We start from the raw sequence: 19,491 nt of genomic DNA on the forward strand, positions 1-19,491 counted from the left end.
TCAGACCCAGTCCTCCTCTTCGGATGCGTCGGGTGCGTCGGAGGTGCGTACGGTCTCGAAGGCCTCGCCCGCCATCCCGGCGGTGAGGGTGGTGCCGTCGGCCGGGTCGATCAGCAGGAACGAGCCGGTGCGGCGGTTGTCGGCGTAGGTGTCGAGGGCCAGCGGCTCGGCGGTGCGCAGCCGCACGTGGCCGATGTCGTTGACGTTCAACCCCTCGGGGGCGGGGCGCTGTTCGAGGCCCCCTTCGCTGATCGGCGCAGTGATGTCGATCCGGTAGGAGATCTCCTTGACCAGCGCGCGCACCGTGCGGGTGGTGTGCTTGAGCAGCACCTTGTCCCCGGCGCGCAGCGGCCGCTCGTTGAGGTGGCTGACGGTGGCCTCGATGTCCTGGGTGGGGGCGGGGGCCGCCCCGGCGGCGATCAGGTCGCCGCGGGAGATGTCGAGGTCGTCGGCGAGCCGGACGGTGACCGACTGCGGTGCCCAGGCGATGTCGCTCTGGCGGCCGAGCGCGTCGATCCCGGCGACGGTGGTGGTCTGGCCCGAGGGCAGCACGGTCACGGGGTCGCCGACGCGCAGCACGCCGGAGGCCAACTGGCCCGCGTAGCCGCGGTAGTCGGGGTGCTTCTCGGTCTGCGGGCGGATCACGTACTGGACCGGGAAGCGGGCGCTCTCCTGGCTGGGGTCGCTGCCGACCGGGACGGTCTCCAGGTGCTCCAGCAGGGTCGGGCCGCCGTACCAGTCCATGTGGGCGGACGGCTCGACGACGTTGTCCCCGGCCAGGGCGGAGATCGGGACCGCCAGCACGTCCTTGATGCCGAGCGAGGCGGCGTAGCCGGTGAACTCCTCGGCGATGGCGGCGAAGACGGGCTCGGCGTAGTCGACCAGGTCCATCTTGTTGACGGCCAGGACGACGTGCGGCACCCGCAGCAGCGCGGCGACGGCGGCGTGCCGGCGGGTCTGCTCGACCACGCCGTTGCGGGCGTCGACCAGCACGACGGCGAGCTCGGCGGTGGAGGCGCCGGTCACCATGTTCCGGGTGTACTGCACGTGTCCGGGGGTGTCGGCGAGGATGAACCGCCGCCGCGGGGTGGCGAAGTAGCGGTAGGCGACGTCGATGGTGATGCCCTGCTCGCGCTCGGCCCGCAGGCCGTCGGTGAGCAGCGCCAGGTCGGGCGCCTCCTGGCCGCGGCCCAGGGAGACGCGCTCGACGGCCTCCAGCTGGTCGGCGAGCACCGACTTGGAGTCGTGCAGCAGTCGGCCGACCAGGGTGGACTTGCCGTCGTCGACGGAGCCGGCGGTGGCGAAGCGCAGCAGCGACGTGGCGGTGGCTTCCCGGGTGGTGCTGGTCATCTTAGAAGTACCCCTCGCGCTTGCGGTCTTCCATCGCGGCCTCGGACAGCTTGTCGTCGGCGCGGGTGGCGCCGCGCTCGGTGAGGCGGCTGGCGGCGATCTCGGCGATCACGGCCTCGATGGTGGTGGCGTCGGAGTCGACGGCGCCGGTGCAGGACATGTCGCCGACGGTGCGGTAACGGATCAGCCGCCGTTCGACGGGCTCGCTGTCCTTGGGACCGCCCCACGCGCCGGCGGTCAGCCACATGCCGCCCCGGGCGAAGACGTCCCGCTCGTGCGCGTAGTAGATCTCCGGCAGCTCGATGCCCTCGCGCTCGATGTACTGCCAGACGTCCAGCTCGGTCCAGTTGGACAGCGGGAAGACCCGCACGTGCTCGCCGACCGCGTGCCGGCCGTTGTACAGCGACCACAGCTCGGGGCGCTGGCGGCGCGGGTCCCAGGCGCCGAACTCGTCGCGCAGCGAGAAGACGCGCTCCTTGGCGCGGGCCTTCTCCTCGTCCCGGCGGCCGCCGCCGAACACCGCGTCGAAACGGTTCTTCTCGATCGCGTCGAGCAGCGGCACGGTCTGCAGCGGGTTGCGGGTGCCGTCCGGGCGCTCGCGCAGCACGCCGCGGTCGATGAAGTCCTGGACGTGGGCGACGTGCAGGCGCAGGTTGTGCTGCGCCACGACGCGGTCGCGGTAGGCGATGACCTCGGGGAAGTTGTGCCCGGTGTCGACGTGCAGCAGGGAGAAGGGCACCGGCGCCGGGTGGAAGGCCTTGAGCGCCAGGTGCAGCATGACGATGGAGTCCTTGCCGCCGGAGAACAGGATCACCGGGCGCTCGAACTCCCCCGCGACCTCGCGGAAGATGTGCACCGACTCGGCCTCCAGCGCGTCCAGGTGGGACAGCGCGAAGGGGCCCCCTGAATTTTCGTCCTGGGCTTCGGTGCGGACCGGGCTGTCGGTCGCGGTGGTCATGCCAGACCCCTCTCGGTCAGGAAGGCGTGCAGCTCGGCGGCGGACTCGGTGACCGCGCGGCCCTGCGTCTGGATCCGCAGCTCCGGGCTCTCCGGGGCCTCGTACGGGTCGTCCACGCCGGTCAGGCCGGAGATCTCACCGGCGGCCTGCTTGGCGTACAGGCCCTTGACGTCGCGTTCGGCGCACAGCTCGACCGGCGTGGCGACGTGGATCTCCAGGAACTCGGTGCCGGCCGCGGCGTGCCGCTCGCGCACGGCGGTGCGGGAGTCGGCGAACGGGGCGATCACCGGCGCGAGCACCTTGACGCCGTTGGCGGCGAGCTTCTCGGCGACGAAGCCGATCCGGGTGACGTTGGTGTGCCGGTCCTCGCGGGAGAAGCCGAGGCCCTTGGAGAGGAACTCGCGGATCTCGTCGCCGTCCAGGACCTCGACCCGGTGGCCGTCGGCGCGCAGCCGCTCGGCCAGCGCCAAGGCCAGCGTGGTCTTGCCGGCGCTCGGCAGCCCGGTCAGCCACACGGTGGCGCCGCGCTCGCAGGGGGCGGCCGCGCGGGCCGCCCCTGCGGCTCCGTCGGCTACCAGAGTGTCAGCTGTCACGGTTCTTTCCTTACGCGGGAGTGGTGAACGGTCAGAGGTGGATGCCGCACTCGGTCTTGCCGGAGCCGGACCAGCGGCCGGCCCGGGCGTCCTCGCCCTCGCCCGGCTTGCGGGTGCAGGACAGCGGGGAGCAGCCGATCGAGGTGTAGCCCTCCCACAGCAGCGGGTTGAGCAGCACGCCGTTGGCGGCGACGTAGGCATCCACGTCCTCCTGCGTCCACCGGGCGATCGGGGCGATCTTGACCTTGCGGCGCTTGGGGTCCCAGGCCACCACCGGGGTGTTGGCGCGGGTCGGCGACTCGTCGCGGCGCAGCCCGGTGGCCCAGGCGTCGTAGCCGCCGAGGCCGCGGCCCAGCGGCTCGACCTTGCGCAGCGAGCAGCACAGGTCCGGGTCGCGGTCGTGCAGGTTCGGCCCGTACTCGGCGTCCTGCTCGGCGACGGTCTTCAGCGGCGTGAGCGTGATGACGTTGACCGGCATGGTCGCGGCCACCGCGTCGCGGGTGCCGATGGTCTCCGCGAAGTGGTAGCCGGTGTCCAGGAACACCACGTCCACGCCGGGGGACACCGAGGAGGCGAGGTGGGCGACCACCGCGTCCTCCATCGAGGAGGTGACGCAGAACCGCTGGCCGAAGGTGTCGGCGGCCCAGCGCAGGATCTCCTGCGGCGTGGCCTCCTCCAGCTCGCGGCCGGCCCGGACGGCGATCTCCTCGTAGTCAGTCGTCGTGCTGCTCATGGGACGCACCCCCGTTGATCGGTGACAGCAGGCCGAGGAACTTCAACTGGAAGGCGCGGCGGCAGCCGTGGCACTCCCAGGCGCCGTGCCCGGCCTCGGACGGGCGCAGGTCCTCGTCCCCGCAGTAGGGGCAGAAGAACGGGGCGGCACGCTCACTCATGCGCCCACCCCGCTGCGCTCGGCGGTCACCTCGTGAATCACGCACCTCTTGACGGTGCTCCCCCAGCCTCCGGCCGGGGGGAGAACCATGCTGCGCTCGCTCACGACAGCTGCTCCTCGGTGGCCCGGGCCGCCCACTGGGCGAAGCGCTCGCCCTCGGCGCGGTCGGCCTGGTAGCGGGTCAGCAGGCGCTCGACGTAGTCGGGCAGGCCGGCGCTGGTGACCTTGAGGCCGCGGACCTTGCGGCCGAAGCCGGCCTCCAGCCCGAGCGCGCCGCCCAGGTGCACCTGGTAGCCCTCGACCTGGTTGCCGTCCTCGTCGGTGACCAGCTGGCCCTTGAGGCCGATGTCGGCGACCTGGATGCGGGCGCAGGCGTTCGGGCAGCCGTTGATGTTGATGGTCAGCGGCTCGGCGAACTCCGGCAGGCGCTGCTCCAGTTCGTCGATCAGGGTGCGGCCGCGCTCCTTGGTCTCGACGATGGCGAGCTTGCAGTACTCGATGCCGGTGCAGGCCATGGTGCCGCGGCGGAACGGCGAGGGGGTGACCCGCAGGTCGAGCGCCTCCAGGCCGGCCACGACCGATTCGACGTGCTCCTCGGCGATGTCGAGGATCAGCATCTTCTGCTCGGCGGTGGTGCGCACCCGGTCGCTGCCGTGGGCGGCGGCGAGGTCGGCGATCTGGCCGAGCAGCTTGCCGTCGACCCGGCCGACGCGCGGGGCGAAGCCGATGTAGAACCGGCCGTCCTTCTGCCGGTGGACGCCGACGTGGTCGCGCCAGCGGGCGGCGGGCTCGACGGGCGCGGGGCCGTCGACCAGCTCGTGCTTCAGGTACTCGTTCTCCAGCACCTGACGGAACTTCTCCGCGCCCCAGTCGGCGACCAGGAACTTCAGCCGGGCGCGGTTGCGCAGGCGCCGGTAGCCGTAGTCGCGGAAGATGCCGATCACGCCGCCGAAGACGTCCGGCACCTGCTCCAGCGGGACCCAGGCGCCCAGGCGCACGCCCAGGCGCGGGTTGGTGGACAGGCCGCCGCCGACCCACAGGTCGAAGCCGGGCCCGTGCTCGGGGTGGACCACGCCGACGAACGCGACGTCGTTGATCTCGTGCGCGACGTCCAGCAGCGGGGAGCCGGAGATCGCGCTCTTGAACTTGCGCGGCAGGTTGGAGAATTCCTTGTTGCCGATGAAGCGGCGGTTGATCTCCTCGATGGCCGGGGTGCCGTCGATGATCTCGTCCTGGGCGACGCCGGCCACCGGGGAGCCGAGGATGACGCGCGGGGTGTCGCCGCAAGCCTCGGTGGTGGACAGGCCGACGGCCTCCAGCTTCTGCCAGATCGCCGGGACGTCCTCGATCCGGATCCAGTGGTACTGGATGTTCTGGCGGTCGGTCAGGTCGGCGGTGCCCCGGGCGTACTGCTCGGAGACCTCGGCGACGGCCCGCAGCTGGGGGACGGTCAGCCGGCCGCCGTCGATGCGCACCCGGAGCATGAAGTACTCGGCGTCCAGCTCGTGCGGGTCCAGGATCGCGGTCTTGCCGCCGTCGATGCCCTCCTTGCGCTGGGTGTAGAGGCCCCACCAGCGCATCCGGCCGCGCAGGTCGGCGGGGTCGATCGAGTCGAAGCCCCGGTGCGCGTAGATCGTCTCAATACGTGTCCGCACATTGAGACCGTCGTCGTCCTTCTTGAACTGCTCGTTGGCGTTCAGAGGGGTGAAGTGGCCCATGCCCCACTGGCCCTCGCCGCGGTGGCGGGTCACCTTGCGAGCCGCGGCGGGTCGGCGCGCGGCGGTGCGGTCGGCCGTGGGCTCGGCGGTCTCGGGGGAGGTGGCCATGGTGAAGTCCTTCGGGGCAGGTGGTGCTGGAGCCGGGTGGGTCGCTGGGCGTGCTCGACGCTGCGGTGCTGCTGTGACCTGCGGGTTTCTCAGGACCGGGAGAGCAGTGACCGGGCCGGGCGGGCGCCTGCGCATCCGCTGCTGCGGGATGGCGTGAGGTCGGCGCCGGGTGCGGTGGTGCGGCGGGGTGGGCTCAGATCACCGGACAGATGGCGCTGGACACGCGAAGGAGATCGACGTGGAGTCGACCTACCAGGGTGGTTCCGGCGCTAGACATGGCAAGAGATTCGCACGGCACGGGACTCGCGGTCCACTAACATCCGAATGCTGGACGCTGGGGTTTCAGAATCCGGGACGCCATACGGTTCCCGCCGCTCCCCGCCCGGTGTCCGGCCACGCGCCCGTACCCCCGGGGAGATCAACCGCAGCTGTCGGGGCCCGATACCGTTAGCCCTGTGCAAGCAGCAGGCGATACGAGCAGACCGAACCCCGAGCGGCCCTCCCGGCGCCGGGGCAAGGGCTCCCGGCGCGCGGCCAAACAGGCCACCTGGCGCCGCACCGTGTGGGATTTGGTCAGGGACACCACCAACACCTGCGTCGAGTACCGGGTCACCGGCCTCGCCGCGGAGGCGGCCTTCTTCACCCTGCTGTCGATCCCACCGCTGCTGCTCGGCCTGGCCGCCACCCTCGGCTACCTCGACGAGTTCGTCGGCGCCGGCACCATCGACCGGCTCAAGCACGACATCGTCTCGGCCTCCGGGACGGTGCTGTCGGACTCCTCCGTCAACGCGGTCGTCAAACCGCTGCTCAGCCAGGTCTTCGACCACACCCGGCCCGACCTCATCTCGATCGGCTTCCTGCTGTCGCTGTGGTCCGGATCCCGGGCGCTCTACATCTTCATCGACACCATCACCGTCATGTACGGGCTGGACGGCAAGCGCGGCATCGTCAAGACCCGGCTGCTGTCACTCGGCCTCTACCTCGGTGCCCTGGTGATCAGCTCGCTGGTGCTGCCGCTGCTGATGGCCGGGCCCGGACTGGTCGAGAACGCCGTGCACGGCATCGCGGGGCTCGTCGGCGCCGCCTACTGGCCGGTCGCGATCCTGCTGCTGATCGTCTCCCTGACCACCCTCTACCACCTGGCCGTACCGGTCTCCACGCCCTGGCGCGAGGACATCCCCGGCGCCCTGGTCGCCCTGGTCGTGCTGGTCTTCTGCAGCGTCGGCCTGCGGCTCTACCTGGTCAGCTCGGTCGAGGGCCCCTCGGTGTACGGCTCGCTGGCCGCGCCGGTGGCCGTACTGCTGTGGATCTTCGTGGTGGCCCTCGCGGTGCTCATCGGCGCCGCCATGAACGCCGCCATAGACCGTCGCTGGCCCACCCTGGAGACCGCCGACGCCCGCGCCGAGAACGAGCGGGCCCACGAGGAGGCGGCCGCCGCCGTGGTCCGCGAGGTCGCCGCCCGACGGGCCGTCGAACGGGCCCGGCGGGCCCGCGAGCTGGGCCTGGCCGAGGGCGCCGAGGAGGAGTGGGGCGAGGAGGAGGTCGACGACGTCGACGTGCCCGCCGAGTACCCCGAGCGGTGGGCCGACATACTGGCCGCCGACAACGTGCGCGGCCGCCTCACCTCCCGCGGCGGGCCGCACCACCGGCCCGCCCCGCCGCCGCCGGACAGTGACCGGCCGGCCGGGCCGCCGCCGGAGCGGCAGATGCCGGGCTACCCGCCCAGGCCGCCGCGGCCGCCGTGGGAGCAGCGGTAGCGGGCGTTCCGGGACAGCGACGGTGACGGGCGTTCCGGGCGGCGGCCGGTGGTGACGGGCGTTTCGGGACATACGGACAGGGCCTCCCCCGCGGGTGCGGGGGAGGCCCTGTGCGTGTTTCCGGCCGGATGTGGCGGTCGGGTGGTGATCAGGTCCCGGCCGGGTTCGGGGGGAACGGGGACTGCGGGGACCGGCCGTACCCGTGGGTGGGCTGGTCGGCGACCGGCGGGTAGCCGTACGAGGGTTGCGGGCCGCCGGGCTGTGGGGCGGCGGGGGTGTGGCCGAACGCGGGGCGCAGCTCGGTGGGGTCGCCGGGGTCCGAGAGGCCGCCCGGGGTCGGGCTCGGTACCGCCGGGTCGGCGCCCGGGGCCGTACCGGCGTCCGCGCCCGGACCTGCGTCCGGACCCGGTGCCGCCGGGGCGGGCGCGGCGGAGCGGTCGGCCGGGCCGGGCTGTGCCGGGAGCGGCTCGGGGCTCGGCGGGGCCGGCTCCATGGCGGTGCGCCCCGAGGAGTCGCTCAGCTTGATCAGCAGCGCGACCATCAGCCAGTTCGCCAGCAGCGAGGAGCCACCGGCGGCCAGGAACGGCAGCGCCTTACCGGTCAGCGGGACCAGCCCGCTCACGCCGCCGACGACCACGAAGATCTGCAGCGCGAGCGCCGCCGACAGACCGGTGGCCAGCAGCTTGCCGAACGGGTCGGTCAGGCCGATCGCGGTGCGCAGGCCGCGCTGGATCAGCAGCACGTACACCAGCAGCACCGCCGTCACCCCGGCCAGGCCCAGCTCCTCGCCGATGGTGGTGAAGATGAAGTCGCTGCGCCCGGCGAAGCCGATCAGCCACGGCCGGCCCGAGCCCAGGCCGGTCCCGGTCATGTGCCCGGTGCCCAGGCTGAACAGCGCCTCGGCGGGCTGTTCGGAGATCGCCGGGTCGTGCACCGGCTTGTAGTAGTCGAGCGGGTGCAGCCAGGCCTCGACACGGCCGTGCACGTGCGGTTCCAGGGTGCCGACCACTGTCGCGCCGCCGACCGCCATCAGCAGGCCGAGCACCACCCAGCTGGTGCGCTCGGTCGCCACGTACAGCATCACGATGAAGAGGCCGAAGAAGATCAGCGAGGTGCCCAGGTCACGCTCGAAGATCAGCACCAGCAGGCTGACCGCCCAGATCGCCAGCACCGGCCCGGCGTGCCGGCCGCGCGGCAGGGTCATCCCCCAGACCTTCCGCCCGGCCAGCGCCAGGGCGTCCCGGGAGGCCATCAGGTAGCCCGCGAAGAAGATCGTGATCGCGACCTTCACGAACTCGTCCGGCTCGAAGGACGGCAGTCCGGGGAGCTTGATCCACCGCTTGGCGCCGAAGCTGTCGCTCGGCGAGAACACCGGCGCGGCCAGCAGGATCAGCGCGCCCGCCATGAGCACATAGACGTACCGCTGGAAGAAGCGGTGGTGCTTGACGAAGACGATCAGTGCGATCGCCGCCGCCACCGAGATGAACACCCACATCAGCTGGGAGGGCGCGGCCGGGAGCTTCTGGTAGTCGCCCTTGGCCGCGTGCGCGGCCTTGTAGCTGAAGTCCAGCCGGTCCAGCAGCATCAGCCCGAAGCCGGTCAGGAACACCCCGATCGGCAGGATCAGCGGGTCGGCGTACGGCGCGAACCGCCGCACCGCCAGGTGCGCGGCCGCAGCCAGCGCCCCGAGGGACAGCCCGTGCACCAGCAGCCCCGGCGGCATCGAGCCGGTCAGCGCCAGCGAGGCGTCGATGTGTCCCGCCAGACAGACGGCCACCGCGAGGACCATCAGGCCCAGCTCGATGTTGCGGTGGCGCGCGGCCAGCCGGCGGCCCTCGCCGCGTGCAGTGCTTCGCACCTCTTGTCGTCCCCTTGCTGTCACCCACGTGGCCGGTATCGCCGACGGTGCATCCTGCCAGACGAACGTGGTCCGGCGCCGGTTGCGGTCCCGGGGCCGGCAATGGGGAGAACTTTGCCTCGGTAAAGCTTTGCCGGGGCTCGGCAAAGCTTTGTTCAGGTCCCGGTATAGAGGTGGGCCCCGCCCGGGGCGGACCCCGTGGGGGAGGACATCATGGCCGGGCGCCGCGGCCCCCGCCCGGTGCCTTCCGGCGGTTGCGGACGAGGTGAGTGGACGGATGGACGGCGCGGCGCTTGCGTACAGCGGACCGCCCGCGTGGCAGTGGTCCGACCTGGTCACCTCCTGGACCTTCGAACCGCTGGTGCTCGCGCTCTCGGTGCTGCTCGGCGGCTGGTACCTGGTCGCGGTGCGCACCGTCCACCGGGGCGGCGGGCGCTGGCAGCCCACCCGCACCGGCGCCTTCCTCGGCGGGCTGCTGCTGTGGATCTGGTGCACCTGCTCCGGCCTCGGTGTGTACGAGCGGATCCTCTTCACCGACCGCGCCGTGCAGGTCGTGCTGCTGCTCATGGTCGTCCCGCTGCTGCTGGCGCTCGGCGCGCCGATCTCGCTGCTGGTCGAGTCCGCGCCGGAGCACCGCCGCGAGCGGATCCTGCGGGCGCTGCGCAGCCGGCCGTCCAAGGTGCTGATGTTCCCGGCGGTCTCGACCGCGCTGCTGATGGCGCCGCCGTGGCTGCTCTACTTCACGCCCTGGTACGAGTGGTCGCTCTCCAGCGGGGCCGGGAACGTGGTGCTGCACCTGACGCTGGTGCTGCTCGGGCTGGCGTACTTCTGGCCGCGGCTGCAGATCGACCCGGTCGGGCACGAGTACCCGCACCTGGTCGGGCTGTTCATCACCTTCGCCGAGGTGATCTTCGACGCGGGCCTGGGGATCGTGCTGATCTACGGGGGCCACCTCGTCGCCGAGCACTACTACGTGGCGCTCGGGCGGCCCTGGGGGCCGAGCCTGGCGCAGGACCAGACCTGGGGCGGCAACGCCTTCTGGGTCCTGGGAGACCTCGTCGGGCTGCCGTTCCTGGCCGCGCTGGTGCGGCGGATGGTGGTGCAGGGGCGCGAGGAGATCAAGGCCGTGGACGCCGAGCTGGACGCCCGCTTCGAGGCGGCGGCCACGGAGGCCCGGGCGGCGGGGCTGCCGGAGGAGGAGGAGACCGGCATGCGGCCCTGGTGGCTGGACGACCCGAACCTCAAGCACCGGTACGGCGGGTAGGGGAGTTCTGCGAGGAAGGGGCCAACTTTGGCCCCTGGTGGACCCCTGTTGCCGGCCTGTCGTCTCGCGTGCTCTCGGCCCGCTGTCGGGCCGTTGCCGGGCCGCTGTTGAGCCCCTTCCGGCCGCCGCGGCCGCATTTCCGCAGGTCAAAAATACGTTGGCCGCGCACGGCCGTTCCGCTAGCGTGTGACGCGTCCGGTTCGGGGGCCGTTGGGCCACCCGAGGAGTAGAGAGCAGGAGGTGAACCCCGTGGTCGTTGTCGCCCCGATAGCTGCCCTGGGCAGCACTCGCGTTCACCTCCTTTTCCCGGCCGCAGGCTGAGCCTTCCGCGCCAGCCGTAGCCCGCCGGGACCATCTCCTCCCGAAGGGCCACTGCGTTGTTCAACGCTGCCTCCGTTTCGTCGTACTCTCCTTCCCTCTCCTCTTCTTCCCTCTCCTCTTCCTCTTCCGTCGACAACTCCCCGCTGTCCCGCTACGGCTGGACGCCCGAACACGCCGAGCTGTTCGCCCCGCTCGCCGAGGCCGGGCTGCTCCCGGCCCGGATCGTCCGGGTCGACCGCGGCCAGTGCGACGCCGTCCTGGCCGACCCGGAGACGGGCGAGCTGCGCACCGTCCGGCTCGACACCCGGCCGGTGGGCGACGCCGACATGATCAACTGCCCGTGCACGGGCGACTGGGCCGCCGCCGACCTGCACGCCCAGAGCCGATGGGCGCCGTCGTCGCGCTGCTGCCACGCTCCACCGCGATCATCCGCAAGGTGGCCGGCAAGCGCTCCGACGGCCAGGTGCTGGCGGCCAACGTCGACACCGTCCTGATCGCCGCCTCGCTCGCGGCCGATCCCGACCTCGGGCGGATCGAGCGTTTCCTCGCCCTGGCCTGGGAGTCCGGCGCCGAACCGCTGGTCGTCCTCACCAAGGCCGACCTGGTCGACGACGCCGAGTTCATCCGTGCCGACGTCGAGGCGGTTGCACCCGGCGTCACCGTGCTGGTGGTCAGCGCCGAGACGGGCGAGGGCATCGACGTGCTCCGCGCCTGCGCCCCCGGTACCACCGTGGTGATCGGCCAGTCCGGCGTCGGCAAGTCCACCCTCACCAACGCGCTCGTCGGCTCCGAGGTGATGGCCGTCCAGGAGGCTCGCTCGGTCGACCAGAAGGGCCGCCACACCACGACCACCCGCGAACTGACGGCGCTGCCCGGCGGGGGCGTGCTGATCGACACCCCTGGGCTGCGCGAGGTCGGCCTCTACGGTGGCGAGGGGGTGGACCTGGCCTTCGCCGACATAGCCGAGCTGGCCGAGGAGTGCCGCTTCCACGACTGCAACCACCACACCGAGCCCGGCTGCGCGGTCCGGGCGGCGCTGGCCGACGGCACGCTGCCGCAGCGCCGGATGGACAGCTACCTCAAGCTCCAGCGCGAGAACGAGTGGATCGCCTCGCGCTCGGACGCCCGGGTGGCCAAGGCCAGGCTGCAGAAGTGGAAGACGATCACCAAGTCGATGCGTGCCGCGGGAGGCCGGTGAAGCGCTGACCGTCGACCGGCCGGCCTGCCCGCGCAGGTCGGCCGGTCTCCGCACAGCGGGGCGGGCTCAGCGGAGGTCGGCCACCAGGCGGAAGCGATGGAGGACCAGCGGGGTGGTGTCGTCCACGGTGAAACCCGGGTCATCGAAGGCGGCGAGCATCTCCGGGCTGCGCCAGAACCGCTCGTGTGCGGCACGCCACTCGGCCACGCTGCGGTAGCCCTCGCCCTCGTCCAGGGCGTGCCGTAGGTCGACCTCGGCGAGCGGGACCACCCGGACGTCCGTGGTCTCGATCACCGCGACCCGGCGGCCGTCCGAGTCGAGGACGGCGGCCCGTTCGCCGACCTGCGGCAGGGGCTCGTTCTCGTGCTCGTAGTCAGCGACCAGGCCAGTGGTGCTGGTCTTGGCGCCGCTGAGGACGGCCGCGACCAGCTCGTCCCGCAGCGGGCCGGGGAACGCGAACTCCTCCGGAGGCAGGGCGACGACCCGCGGGTCGTCCGGGCCGGTGTAGCAGGGGTCGGCTGGCCGGTCGCCAGGCTTCTCGCTCATGGGGCGAGCGTAGCCACGGGCCCGCCGGGGGCCCGCGATTTTCGGGCGGTGCGAACGGTCGTCCTCGACGGGCACACACCATTGCTCAGTGTGATGATCTTGTTACGAATTGTCGATTCTCCAGTGAGCTGGACGTGAAGAGGCGTTTCACCGCTACGGCCTTCCTGCTCGCCCTGCTGGCGAGCATCTCGGCGACGGGCACGGCCCGGGCGGTCCCGGTCACGCCACCCGTGGCCTCCGACTGCTCGCAGGACGTCACCGATGCGTTCAACACCTGGCTGGGTACGGTGCCCGACGGGGCGACCATCCGCCTGGCGCGCAACGGCTGTTACCTGACCAACGGCTCGATCACCTTCACCCAGCGGAGGAACATCACCATCGAGGGCAACGGCGCGACCGTCAAAGCCACTATCGACGCGCCCGCGAGTACCAACCGCGCGCGGCTCTGGTTCGACCGCGGGGGCGGCTTCGTCGTCCGTGATCTGACCCTGCAGGGCACGAACTTCTCCGAGCACTGCGCGGTGGTCGCCCAGCCCTCCTGTTACGACTCGGCCCGGGAGCACGACGCCGGGGTCAAGATCGGGGGTGCCGACGGCGTTCTGCTCGAACGGCTGCACATCGAGAACACCTGGGGCGACGCCGTGGAGCTCTTCTCCGGCGGGACGTGGGACGGCCAGGGCAACGGCGCCGTGGCGCCGCGCGATGTCACCGGCCGCGACTCCACCGTGCACACGACCGGTCGGCACGCGTTCTCGTGCGACAACTGCCACAACTACGTGATCGAGCACAACGACGTGAGCAACGTCGGCTACTGGATGACCGACGTGGAGATCGAGGGCGCGGTGTGGACCGGGGACGTGACGCTCGTCCGGAACACCTACCGCGATGTCTACCTCGGGCTGCTGGCTGCGGCGAGCGACTACGGCGTGAAGCCCGGTCCATTCATCCTCCGGGACAACGTCCAGACCAGTGACCCCGTCACCTGTTACCCCCCGGTCTACATCGCTCCGCCGACGAATGAATACGGTCCGGCGCGGGTCACCGGGAATTCCCTGAGGTCGTTCGGCACCACGATCGCGCTCGGCAACGTCTCCCGGGCCGATGTCTCCGGCAACACCACCACCATCCAAGCCGGCGGGTGCGGTTTCGCCGCCGGGGTCGAACTGGTCGACGTGCCGAGCGGCGAGGTGGTCCACAACACGTTCATCGGCGCGGAAGCCGTCGTGCAGAACTACTCGTCAACGGTCACCGTGTGCGGCAACCGTACGACGGCGACGGGCCCGTACGACAAGCCGGTGCCCTGCGGCAAGGTGTAGACGGGTCCGCGGAGGGTGGCGCCGTGGCGGGGCCCTGGGGAGGGCCCCGAACGGCGATGTCCGATTCCCGCCAGTCACCCCCCATCCGGTGCCGCAAACTGGACAACGTGATCGACGACGACATCCGGTACCGAGCCGTGGACAGCCGCGACGCCCGTTTCGACGGGGTCTTCTTCACGGCCGTCACCTCCACCGGAATCTACTGCCGACCGAGCTGCCCCGCCGTGACCCCCAAGCGCGCCAACTGCCGCTTCTACCCCAGCGCCGCGGCCGCCCAGGGCGCGGGCTTCCGCGCCTGCCGCCGCTGCCGCCCCGACTCGGTGCCGGGCTCCCCGGAGTGGAACCACCGCGCCGACCTGGTCGGTCGCGCGATGCGCCTGATCGGCGACGGCGTGGTGGACCGCGAGGGCGTCGCGGGCCTAGCCGACCGCCTCGGCTACAGCGCCCGTCAGCTGCAGCGCCAGCTCACCGCCGAGCTCGGCGCCGGCCCGATCGCCCTGGCCCGCGCCCGCCGCGCCCAGACCGCCCGCCTCCTGCTGCAGACCACCGAGCTGCCCGTCACCGACATCGCGTTCGCGGCCGGCTTCGCCTCCGTCCGCCAGTTCAACGACACCGTCCGCGAGGTCTACGACCGCACCCCGACCGGCCTGCGCGCCGAGGTCGTGGCCGGCCGCCGCACCGCGACCCCGGCCGGCGGCCTCACCCTGCGCCTCGCCTACCGCGGCGCGATCGACAGCGACCACCTGATCGACTTCCTCGCCCTGCGTGCCGTCCCCGGCGTGGAGGAGGTCGTACCCGGCGCGCGCCCCGGTGTGCGCACCTACCGGCGCACCCTCGCGCTCCCGTACGGGCACGGCATCGCCGAAGTCGACGGCCTCGCGCCGGGCCAGCCGCGCACCCGCGGCTGGCTCGACTGCCGCCTGCTGCTCGCCGACCTGCGCGACCTGCCGACCGCCGTCCAGCGCCTGCGCATCCTCTTCGACCTGGACGCCGACCCGGACACCGTCGACGAGCAGCTCGGCGCCGACCCGGTGCTCGGCCCGCTGGTCCGCGAGCGCCCCGGCCTGCGCTCGCCCGGCCATGTGGACCCGCACGAGCTCGCCGTGCGCGCCGTCCTCGGCCAGCAGATCACCGTCGGTGCCGCCCGCACCCTGGCGGGCCGGCTCGCCGAGAAGTACGGCGCCGCGTTGCCCGAGCCGAGCGGCGGCCTGCGGCTGCTCTTCCCGACGGCGGCGGCCCTGGCCACCGCCGACCCGGCGGACTTCGCGATGCCCGCGGCCCGTCGCTGCGCGCTCACCGGCCTGTGCGCCGCGCTGGCCGAGGGCGTGGTCCGCCTCGACAGCGGGGCCGACCGCGAGGAGGCGGCGGCCCAGCTGCTGGCCCTGCCCGGGATCGGCCCCTGGACGGTCGGCTACCTGCGGATGCGGGCCCTCGCCGACCCCGACGTCTTCCTCCCAAGCGATGTGGGCGTCAAGCACGGCCTGACCAGGCTCGGCGCCGCCGGCGACCCGAAGTCCGCCGCCCGCGCGGCCGGGGCCTGGGCCCCGTGGCGCTCCTACGCCGTTCACCGGCTGTGGGCCGGCCCCGCGAGCACCAGCACCAGCAACGGAACGGAGAACGACCCGGCATGAGCACCACCGTCTACACCACCATGGAGAGCCCCTTCGGCCAACTGCTGCTCAGCGGTGTGCTGCCCGAGGACGGCGGTGCGGCGGCCCTGGCCACCGTCACCGCGCCCGGCCAGAAGTACGCGCTGGCCGAGCCCGCCGACGACTGGGTGCTCGACCCCGAGGCCCTCGCCGAGCCGGTGGCCCAGCTGACCGCCTACTTCGCCGGCCGGCGCACCGCCTTCGACCTCCCGCTCGCGCCGGAGGGCACCGAGTTCCGCCGCCGGATCTGGGCCGCGCTGGACGAGATCCCGTACGGCACGACCGTCACCTACGGCCAACTCGCCGAGCTGGCCGGGCAGGCGCCGCGCATGGTGCGGGCGGTCGGTGGCGCGGTGGGCGCGAACCCGCTGCTGATCGTCCGCCCCTGTCACCGGGTGATGGGCGCCAACGGCTCGCTCACCGGCTTCGCCGCGGGCGTGGACCGCAAGCGCTGGCTGCTGGAACTGGAGCGCGGCACCCTCTTCTGAACCCGGTGAATCCGCGGCCGGCTCAACGGCCTTCCCGCCCGAGGTCGGCTGAACAGGCTTCCGAGCCGAGGCGGGCTCAACTGTGCAGGTCCACCTGCCAGTTGTTGCTGCGCATGAACCGCCCGGGCGGGAACTCGAAGTCGGTCCGGCCGAGCAGGGTGAACCCGGCCTTCGCGCAGACCGCGTTGGAGGCGGGGTTGTCCACCGACGGGAACGCGTGCAGATGACGGTGCGCGGCCTCGCGCCGGGCGGCCTCGACGGCGGCCCGGGTGGCGGCGACGGCGATGCCCCGCCCCTGGTGGCCGGGCAGCACGTTCCACCCCATCTCGTGCACGGTCTCGCCCTCCCACGTCCGGGTGCCGTAGCCGACCGTCCCGACCGCCTCGCCCTCGGGCAGCAGCACGATCCGGTACATGCAGCCCAGGGCGGACGGGACGAAGTCCAGGTAGCGCCGGTGCCGGTGGAGCAGCTGCTCCTCGGTCTCCGGTCCGCCGACGTGCTTCTTCATCTCCGGCGTGTTGACCCGGCGCAGCAGGGCGAGGTCGGCGTCCGTCCAGGGCTCGATCTGTACCTCTACGGTGGTCATGGCGGGGACGGTAGCGCGGCCGGGCCTCGGTGACCAGCGGTTTACCGAGCGGGGCCGGTCCGCGGGGCCTCCTCGGCCCTGCTCCTCGGCCCGCCTCCTCGGTCCGGCTCCTGGGCCCTGCCCGTCAGCCCTGCTCCCCGCCGCCCCCCGGCTGGGCCAGGGCGCGGGCGAGCTGCTCCAGCGCGGGCAGTGCGTGGACGACCGCCTCGCGGTCGGCCGGGGCGAGGGCGCCCAGGGCGGTGGCGATCCGGCGTTCGTGGGCGTGCTGCCAGTCGTCCAGCTGGCGCCGCCCGGCCGGGGTGAGCGCGATCCGGGCGGTGCGCCGGTCGCCGGGGTCGGCCTGGCGGTCGACGAACCCGGCCTCCAGCAGTTTGCCGACCAGCCCGCTGACGGTGTTGGGGGCGAGCCGCTGCCGGGCGGCCAGCTCGCCGACCCGCAGTGGCGCGGCGGCGAGCGTCTGCAGGAGCTCGACCTGCGCCATCGGCAGGGATTCCCACGGGTAGTCGGTGCGGATGCTGCTGCGCAGCGCGCGGCGCAGCCGGGTGACGGTGTCGGTCAGCTGCCGGGCGTGCTCGACCGCCGGGTCGGGGGCTTCGGTGGCGGGGTCGGGAACATGCGGTGACGACGGCATGGCGAACAGCGTATCGCCTGGTACGAGGCGTTTCCGGCGCGCCGTCCGCCCCTTGGACGGGCCTCGGACGTAGGATGGGACGTTTCGTATCGCAGGGCGATCAGCTCGTAGAAAGAACATATCTGCATCCGATATATTCGTCCCATGAACGCCACCGCCCTTGCCGCGCGCCTGCTCACCGAGCGGCCGCGGCCCCGCGGCGTAGCCGGCTGGCGCCACGCCCACTGGCTGGCCGTCGGCACGGTCTGTCTCGGCGCCTTCCTCGGCCAGCTCGACGCCAGCGTCATCGCCCTGGTCTTCCCCGCTCTGGGCCGGCACTTCGACGCGGGTTTCGCCGCCGTCGAATGGGTCGCGCTCGCCTACCTGCTGGTCCTGGTCGCCCTGCTGGCCCCGATCGGCTGGCTGTCCGACCTGGTCGGCCGCAAGACCATGTACATCGGTGGCTTCGCCGTCTTCGGCCTGTCCTCGCTGGGCGCCGGATTCGCCGGCGGTCTGTGGATCCTGGTCGCCTGCCGGGCCGTCCAGGCCGTCGGCGCCGCGATGATGCAGGCCAACAGCGTCGCCCTGGTCGCGCGCGGGGTCCCGGAGCACGCGATGCGCCGCGCGCTCGGCATCCAGGCCGCCGCCCAGGGCCTCGGGCTGGCGCTCGGCCCCAGCCTCGGCGGGCTGCTGGTGGAGCACGCCTCCTGGCAGTGGGTGTTCTGGGTCAACGTGCCGATCGCCGTGTTCGGCATCGTGGCCGGCTGGTACCTGCTGCCGCGCACCCGGCCCTGCGCTCCGGAGGTGGTCCCGGGACCACGCGACAGCGAGCCGCGGGCGCCCCGCTTCGACCTGCCCGGCATGCTGCTGCTCACCGGTGCGACCAGCACGCTGCTGCTCGCCCTGTCCACCGCCTCCGGCCTGCCCCTGCCCGGCTGGGCCGTCGCCGTCCTGCTGTTCGTCTCGGTCGTCCTCGCGCTGGCGCTGGTGCGCCAGGAGCGGCGGGCCGCCCGGCCGATCCTGGCGCCGGGGCTGGTGAACACCCCGGGCGTGCGGTCCGGCCTGGTGGTCGCGCTGATCGGCTACCTGCTGCTGTTCTGCCCGCTCGTGCTGGTCCCGGTGCTGCTCACCGGTGCGGGGGTGTCGACGGCCGCCGCGGGCCTGGTGGTCACCATGCTGCCGGCGGCCTTCGCGGTCGCCGCGACGGTCGGCGGCGCACTGCTGCCCCGGAGCTGGTCGGACGTGGCCAGGTGCCGCTTCGGTGCGGGCCTCGCGGGCGCCGGGCTGCTGCTGTTCGCCGTGCTGCCGGTCTCCGGTGCGGTGGTGGCGGCCCCGCTGCTGGTCGCCGGGTACGGGCTGGGCCTGCTGCTGCCCGCCAACAACGCGCTGGTGATGCGGGCGATCCCGGCGGAGTGCTCGGCGGTCGGCGGCGGCATGGTGAACATGGCGCGCAGCCTCGGCACCGCGCTCGGCATGGCGCTGTCCGTCCTCGGCGTCCACCTGGCGGGCGCGGCGTCCGGTGGGCGGACGGTGCTGGTCGTCCTCGCGGTGGTCGCGGTGACGGCCACCGTGCTGACCGGTCCGACTCCGGCCCGTGGGAGCCTCAGGACGGGCTGACGTTCAGGGCGTCCTGGGCCCGGTTCAGGCCGAGCCGCACCAGCGTCTCCAGGGCGTCCGCGCAGCGGTCCAACACCCCCGGCATCGCGGCCAGTTCCTCGTCCGAGAACTTCTTCAGCACGTAGTCGCCGACGCTCTGCCCCTTCGGCGGGCGCCCGATGCCGAACCGCAGCCGGACGAAGTCGCGGGTGCCGAGCACCTCTCCCACCGAGCGCACCCCGTTGTGCCCGCCCGGCCCGCCGCCGCGCTTCAACTTGCCGGAGCCGTACGCGAAGTCCAGGTCGTCCTGGACGACCACCAGGCGCTCGACCGGCACCCCGTAGCGGCGCAGCAGGGCGGCCACCGGGCGGCCGGACAGGTTGATGGACCACAGCGGCTTGGCCAGCAGCACCCGGCGGCCGTCCACCTCGATCTGGGCGACCACGGTGGTGAGCCCGCGCCGGCGGAACCGGGCGCCGTGGCGCTCGGCCAGTCGGTCGACGGCGAGGAAGCCCGCGTTGTGCCGGGTCAGCCGGAACCACGGGCCGGGGTTGCCCAGCCCGGCGATCAGCCAGGGCGCGTCAGGGGTCATGCGGGGTTCTCCAGGGGGCGGGACGCCAGGGGTCGAGACGTCAGGGGTCGGGACGGCGGACGGCCGGGGCGCGGTGCGGGCGGTACGGGAC

Annotated in this window: 18 protein-coding genes and 1 pseudogene; 7 read left to right on the forward strand and 12 right to left on the reverse strand. The window is 72.8% G+C overall.

Annotated elements, in window-relative coordinates; genetic code table 11:
• The 7 genes from ACZ3UD_RS01455 to ACZ3UD_RS01485 all read right to left on the reverse strand — a co-directional run bounded on the left by ACZ3UD_RS01455 (position 1) and on the right by ACZ3UD_RS01485 (position 5,896).
• Positions 1–1,350, reverse strand: coding sequence for a sulfate adenylyltransferase subunit 1 (locus tag ACZ3UD_RS01455; protein WP_465581004.1), 1,350 nt, complete (start codon positions 1,348–1,350; stop codon positions 1–3).
• A 1-nt stretch (position 1,351) separates the two neighbouring features.
• Positions 1,352–2,308, reverse strand: a complete 957-nt coding sequence (cysD, locus tag ACZ3UD_RS01460; RefSeq protein ID WP_465581007.1) for a sulfate adenylyltransferase subunit CysD — start codon at positions 2,306–2,308, stop codon at positions 1,352–1,354.
• Positions 2,305–2,886, reverse strand: a complete 582-nt coding sequence (gene cysC / locus ACZ3UD_RS01465; protein ID WP_465581377.1) for an adenylyl-sulfate kinase — start codon at positions 2,884–2,886, stop codon at positions 2,305–2,307. The genes cysD and cysC overlap by 4 nt, the downstream gene beginning before the upstream one ends.
• A 46-nt stretch (positions 2,887–2,932) precedes the next feature.
• Positions 2,933–3,634, reverse strand: coding sequence for a phosphoadenylyl-sulfate reductase (locus ACZ3UD_RS01470; protein ID WP_465581009.1), 702 nt, complete (start codon positions 3,632–3,634; stop codon positions 2,933–2,935).
• The gene (locus ACZ3UD_RS01475; RefSeq protein WP_465581011.1) at positions 3,615–3,794 is read right to left on the reverse strand and encodes a hypothetical protein; all 180 of its coding nucleotides are present in this window, start codon (positions 3,792–3,794) and stop codon (positions 3,615–3,617) included. Before ACZ3UD_RS01475 ends, ACZ3UD_RS01470 begins: the two co-directional genes overlap by 20 nt.
• A gap of 100 nt (positions 3,795–3,894) precedes the next feature.
• Positions 3,895–5,619 (reverse strand): nitrite/sulfite reductase, encoded by a 1,725-nt coding sequence (locus ACZ3UD_RS01480; RefSeq protein WP_465581013.1) that lies wholly within the window; start codon positions 5,617–5,619, stop codon positions 3,895–3,897.
• A 193-nt stretch (positions 5,620–5,812) separates the two neighbouring features.
• Positions 5,813–5,896, reverse strand: a complete 84-nt coding sequence (locus tag ACZ3UD_RS01485; protein ID WP_317621159.1) for a putative leader peptide — start codon at positions 5,894–5,896, stop codon at positions 5,813–5,815.
• A 178-nt stretch (positions 5,897–6,074) separates the two neighbouring features.
• Here ACZ3UD_RS01485 and ACZ3UD_RS01490 point away from each other — a divergent pair, with 178 nt between their 5' ends.
• On the forward strand, positions 6,075–7,376 hold the full coding sequence (locus ACZ3UD_RS01490) for a YihY/virulence factor BrkB family protein (protein ID WP_465581016.1): 1,302 nt from the start codon (positions 6,075–6,077) through the stop codon (positions 7,374–7,376).
• Between the two features lie 148 nt (positions 7,377–7,524).
• On the opposite strand, the gene ACZ3UD_RS01495 is transcribed toward ACZ3UD_RS01490, so the two are convergent.
• On the reverse strand, positions 7,525–9,234 hold the full coding sequence (locus tag ACZ3UD_RS01495; protein ID WP_465581018.1) for an FtsW/RodA/SpoVE family cell cycle protein: 1,710 nt from the start codon (positions 9,232–9,234) through the stop codon (positions 7,525–7,527).
• A 277-nt stretch (positions 9,235–9,511) separates the two neighbouring features.
• On the opposite strand from ACZ3UD_RS01495, the gene ACZ3UD_RS01500 reads away from it, so the two are divergent.
• Positions 9,512–10,498, forward strand: coding sequence for a cytochrome c oxidase assembly protein (locus ACZ3UD_RS01500; RefSeq protein WP_465581020.1), 987 nt, complete (start codon positions 9,512–9,514; stop codon positions 10,496–10,498).
• A gap of 377 nt (positions 10,499–10,875) precedes the next feature.
• Positions 10,876–12,017, forward strand: a pseudogene (gene rsgA / locus ACZ3UD_RS01505) (ribosome small subunit-dependent GTPase A).
• A gap of 66 nt (positions 12,018–12,083) precedes the next feature.
• On the opposite strand, the gene ACZ3UD_RS01510 reads toward rsgA, so the two are convergent.
• Positions 12,084–12,563, reverse strand: a complete 480-nt coding sequence (locus ACZ3UD_RS01510; protein ID WP_465581022.1) for an ASCH domain-containing protein — start codon at positions 12,561–12,563, stop codon at positions 12,084–12,086.
• Positions 12,564–12,697: 134 nt separating this feature from the next.
• On the opposite strand from ACZ3UD_RS01510, the gene ACZ3UD_RS01515 reads away from it, so the two are divergent.
• The 3 genes from ACZ3UD_RS01515 to ACZ3UD_RS01525 are packed head-to-tail and all read left to right on the forward strand — an operon-like array spanning position 12,698 to position 16,016.
• Entirely contained in the window at positions 12,698–13,879 is a 1,182-nt protein-coding gene (locus tag ACZ3UD_RS01515) for a right-handed parallel beta-helix repeat-containing protein (protein ID WP_465581024.1), read from the forward strand.
• Between the two features lie 56 nt (positions 13,880–13,935).
• On the forward strand, positions 13,936–15,510 hold the full coding sequence (locus tag ACZ3UD_RS01520; RefSeq protein ID WP_465581027.1) for a DNA-3-methyladenine glycosylase 2 family protein: 1,575 nt from the start codon (positions 13,936–13,938) through the stop codon (positions 15,508–15,510).
• Positions 15,507–16,016 carry a methylated-DNA--[protein]-cysteine S-methyltransferase gene (locus tag ACZ3UD_RS01525; protein WP_465581029.1) on the forward strand — a complete coding sequence of 170 codons (510 nt, stop codon included), beginning with the start codon at positions 15,507–15,509 and terminating at the stop codon, positions 16,014–16,016. Before ACZ3UD_RS01520 ends, ACZ3UD_RS01525 begins: the two co-directional genes overlap by 4 nt.
• 76 nt (positions 16,017–16,092) lie before the next feature.
• Here the strand turns inward: ACZ3UD_RS01525 and ACZ3UD_RS01530 are convergent, their stop codons facing one another.
• Both ACZ3UD_RS01530 and ACZ3UD_RS01535 read right to left on the reverse strand, forming a co-directional pair.
• Positions 16,093–16,602 (reverse strand): GNAT family N-acetyltransferase, encoded by a 510-nt coding sequence (locus ACZ3UD_RS01530; protein ID WP_465581032.1) that lies wholly within the window; start codon positions 16,600–16,602, stop codon positions 16,093–16,095.
• A gap of 124 nt (positions 16,603–16,726) precedes the next feature.
• Positions 16,727–17,233 (reverse strand): MarR family winged helix-turn-helix transcriptional regulator, encoded by a 507-nt coding sequence (locus tag ACZ3UD_RS01535; RefSeq protein ID WP_465581034.1) that lies wholly within the window; start codon positions 17,231–17,233, stop codon positions 16,727–16,729.
• 144 nt (positions 17,234–17,377) lie between these two features.
• On the opposite strand from ACZ3UD_RS01535, the gene ACZ3UD_RS01540 reads away from it, so the two are divergent.
• Positions 17,378–18,829, forward strand: coding sequence for an MFS transporter (locus ACZ3UD_RS01540; RefSeq protein ID WP_465581036.1), 1,452 nt, complete (start codon positions 17,378–17,380; stop codon positions 18,827–18,829).
• Here ACZ3UD_RS01540 and pth read toward each other — a convergent pair.
• On the reverse strand, positions 18,816–19,400 hold the full coding sequence (gene pth, locus ACZ3UD_RS01545) for an aminoacyl-tRNA hydrolase (RefSeq protein ID WP_465581038.1): 585 nt from the start codon (positions 19,398–19,400) through the stop codon (positions 18,816–18,818). The genes ACZ3UD_RS01540 and pth overlap by 14 nt on opposite strands.
• Positions 19,401–19,491 lie beyond the last annotated feature (91 nt).

It is taken from the genome of Kitasatospora sp. NPDC023118 (genome assembly GCF_055560875.1).

Coding starts and splice junctions, on each gene's coding strand:
- cysD (WP_465581007.1), bottom strand. CDS start 2,308: ATGACCACCGCGACCGACAGCCCGGTCCGCACCGAAGCCCAGGACGAA.
- ACZ3UD_RS01525 (WP_465581029.1), top strand. CDS start 15,507: ATGAGCACCACCGTCTACACCACCATGGAGAGCCCCTTCGGCCAACTG.
- ACZ3UD_RS01535 (WP_465581034.1), bottom strand. CDS start 17,233: ATGCCGTCGTCACCGCATGTTCCCGACCCCGCCACCGAAGCCCCCGAC.
- pth (WP_465581038.1), bottom strand. CDS start 19,400: ATGACCCCTGACGCGCCCTGGCTGATCGCCGGGCTGGGCAACCCCGGC.
- ACZ3UD_RS01485 (WP_317621159.1), bottom strand. CDS start 5,896: ATGTCTAGCGCCGGAACCACCCTGGTAGGTCGACTCCACGTCGATCTC.
- ACZ3UD_RS01510 (WP_465581022.1), bottom strand. CDS start 12,563: ATGAGCGAGAAGCCTGGCGACCGGCCAGCCGACCCCTGCTACACCGGC.
- ACZ3UD_RS01500 (WP_465581020.1), top strand. CDS start 9,512: ATGGACGGCGCGGCGCTTGCGTACAGCGGACCGCCCGCGTGGCAGTGG.
- ACZ3UD_RS01475 (WP_465581011.1), bottom strand. CDS start 3,794: ATGAGTGAGCGTGCCGCCCCGTTCTTCTGCCCCTACTGCGGGGACGAG.
- ACZ3UD_RS01480 (WP_465581013.1), bottom strand. CDS start 5,619: ATGGCCACCTCCCCCGAGACCGCCGAGCCCACGGCCGACCGCACCGCC.
- ACZ3UD_RS01470 (WP_465581009.1), bottom strand. CDS start 3,634: ATGAGCAGCACGACGACTGACTACGAGGAGATCGCCGTCCGGGCCGGC.
- ACZ3UD_RS01520 (WP_465581027.1), top strand. CDS start 13,936: ATGTCCGATTCCCGCCAGTCACCCCCCATCCGGTGCCGCAAACTGGAC.
- ACZ3UD_RS01540 (WP_465581036.1), top strand. CDS start 17,378: ATGAACGCCACCGCCCTTGCCGCGCGCCTGCTCACCGAGCGGCCGCGG.
- ACZ3UD_RS01455 (WP_465581004.1), bottom strand. CDS start 1,350: ATGACCAGCACCACCCGGGAAGCCACCGCCACGTCGCTGCTGCGCTTC.
- ACZ3UD_RS01530 (WP_465581032.1), bottom strand. CDS start 16,602: ATGACCACCGTAGAGGTACAGATCGAGCCCTGGACGGACGCCGACCTC.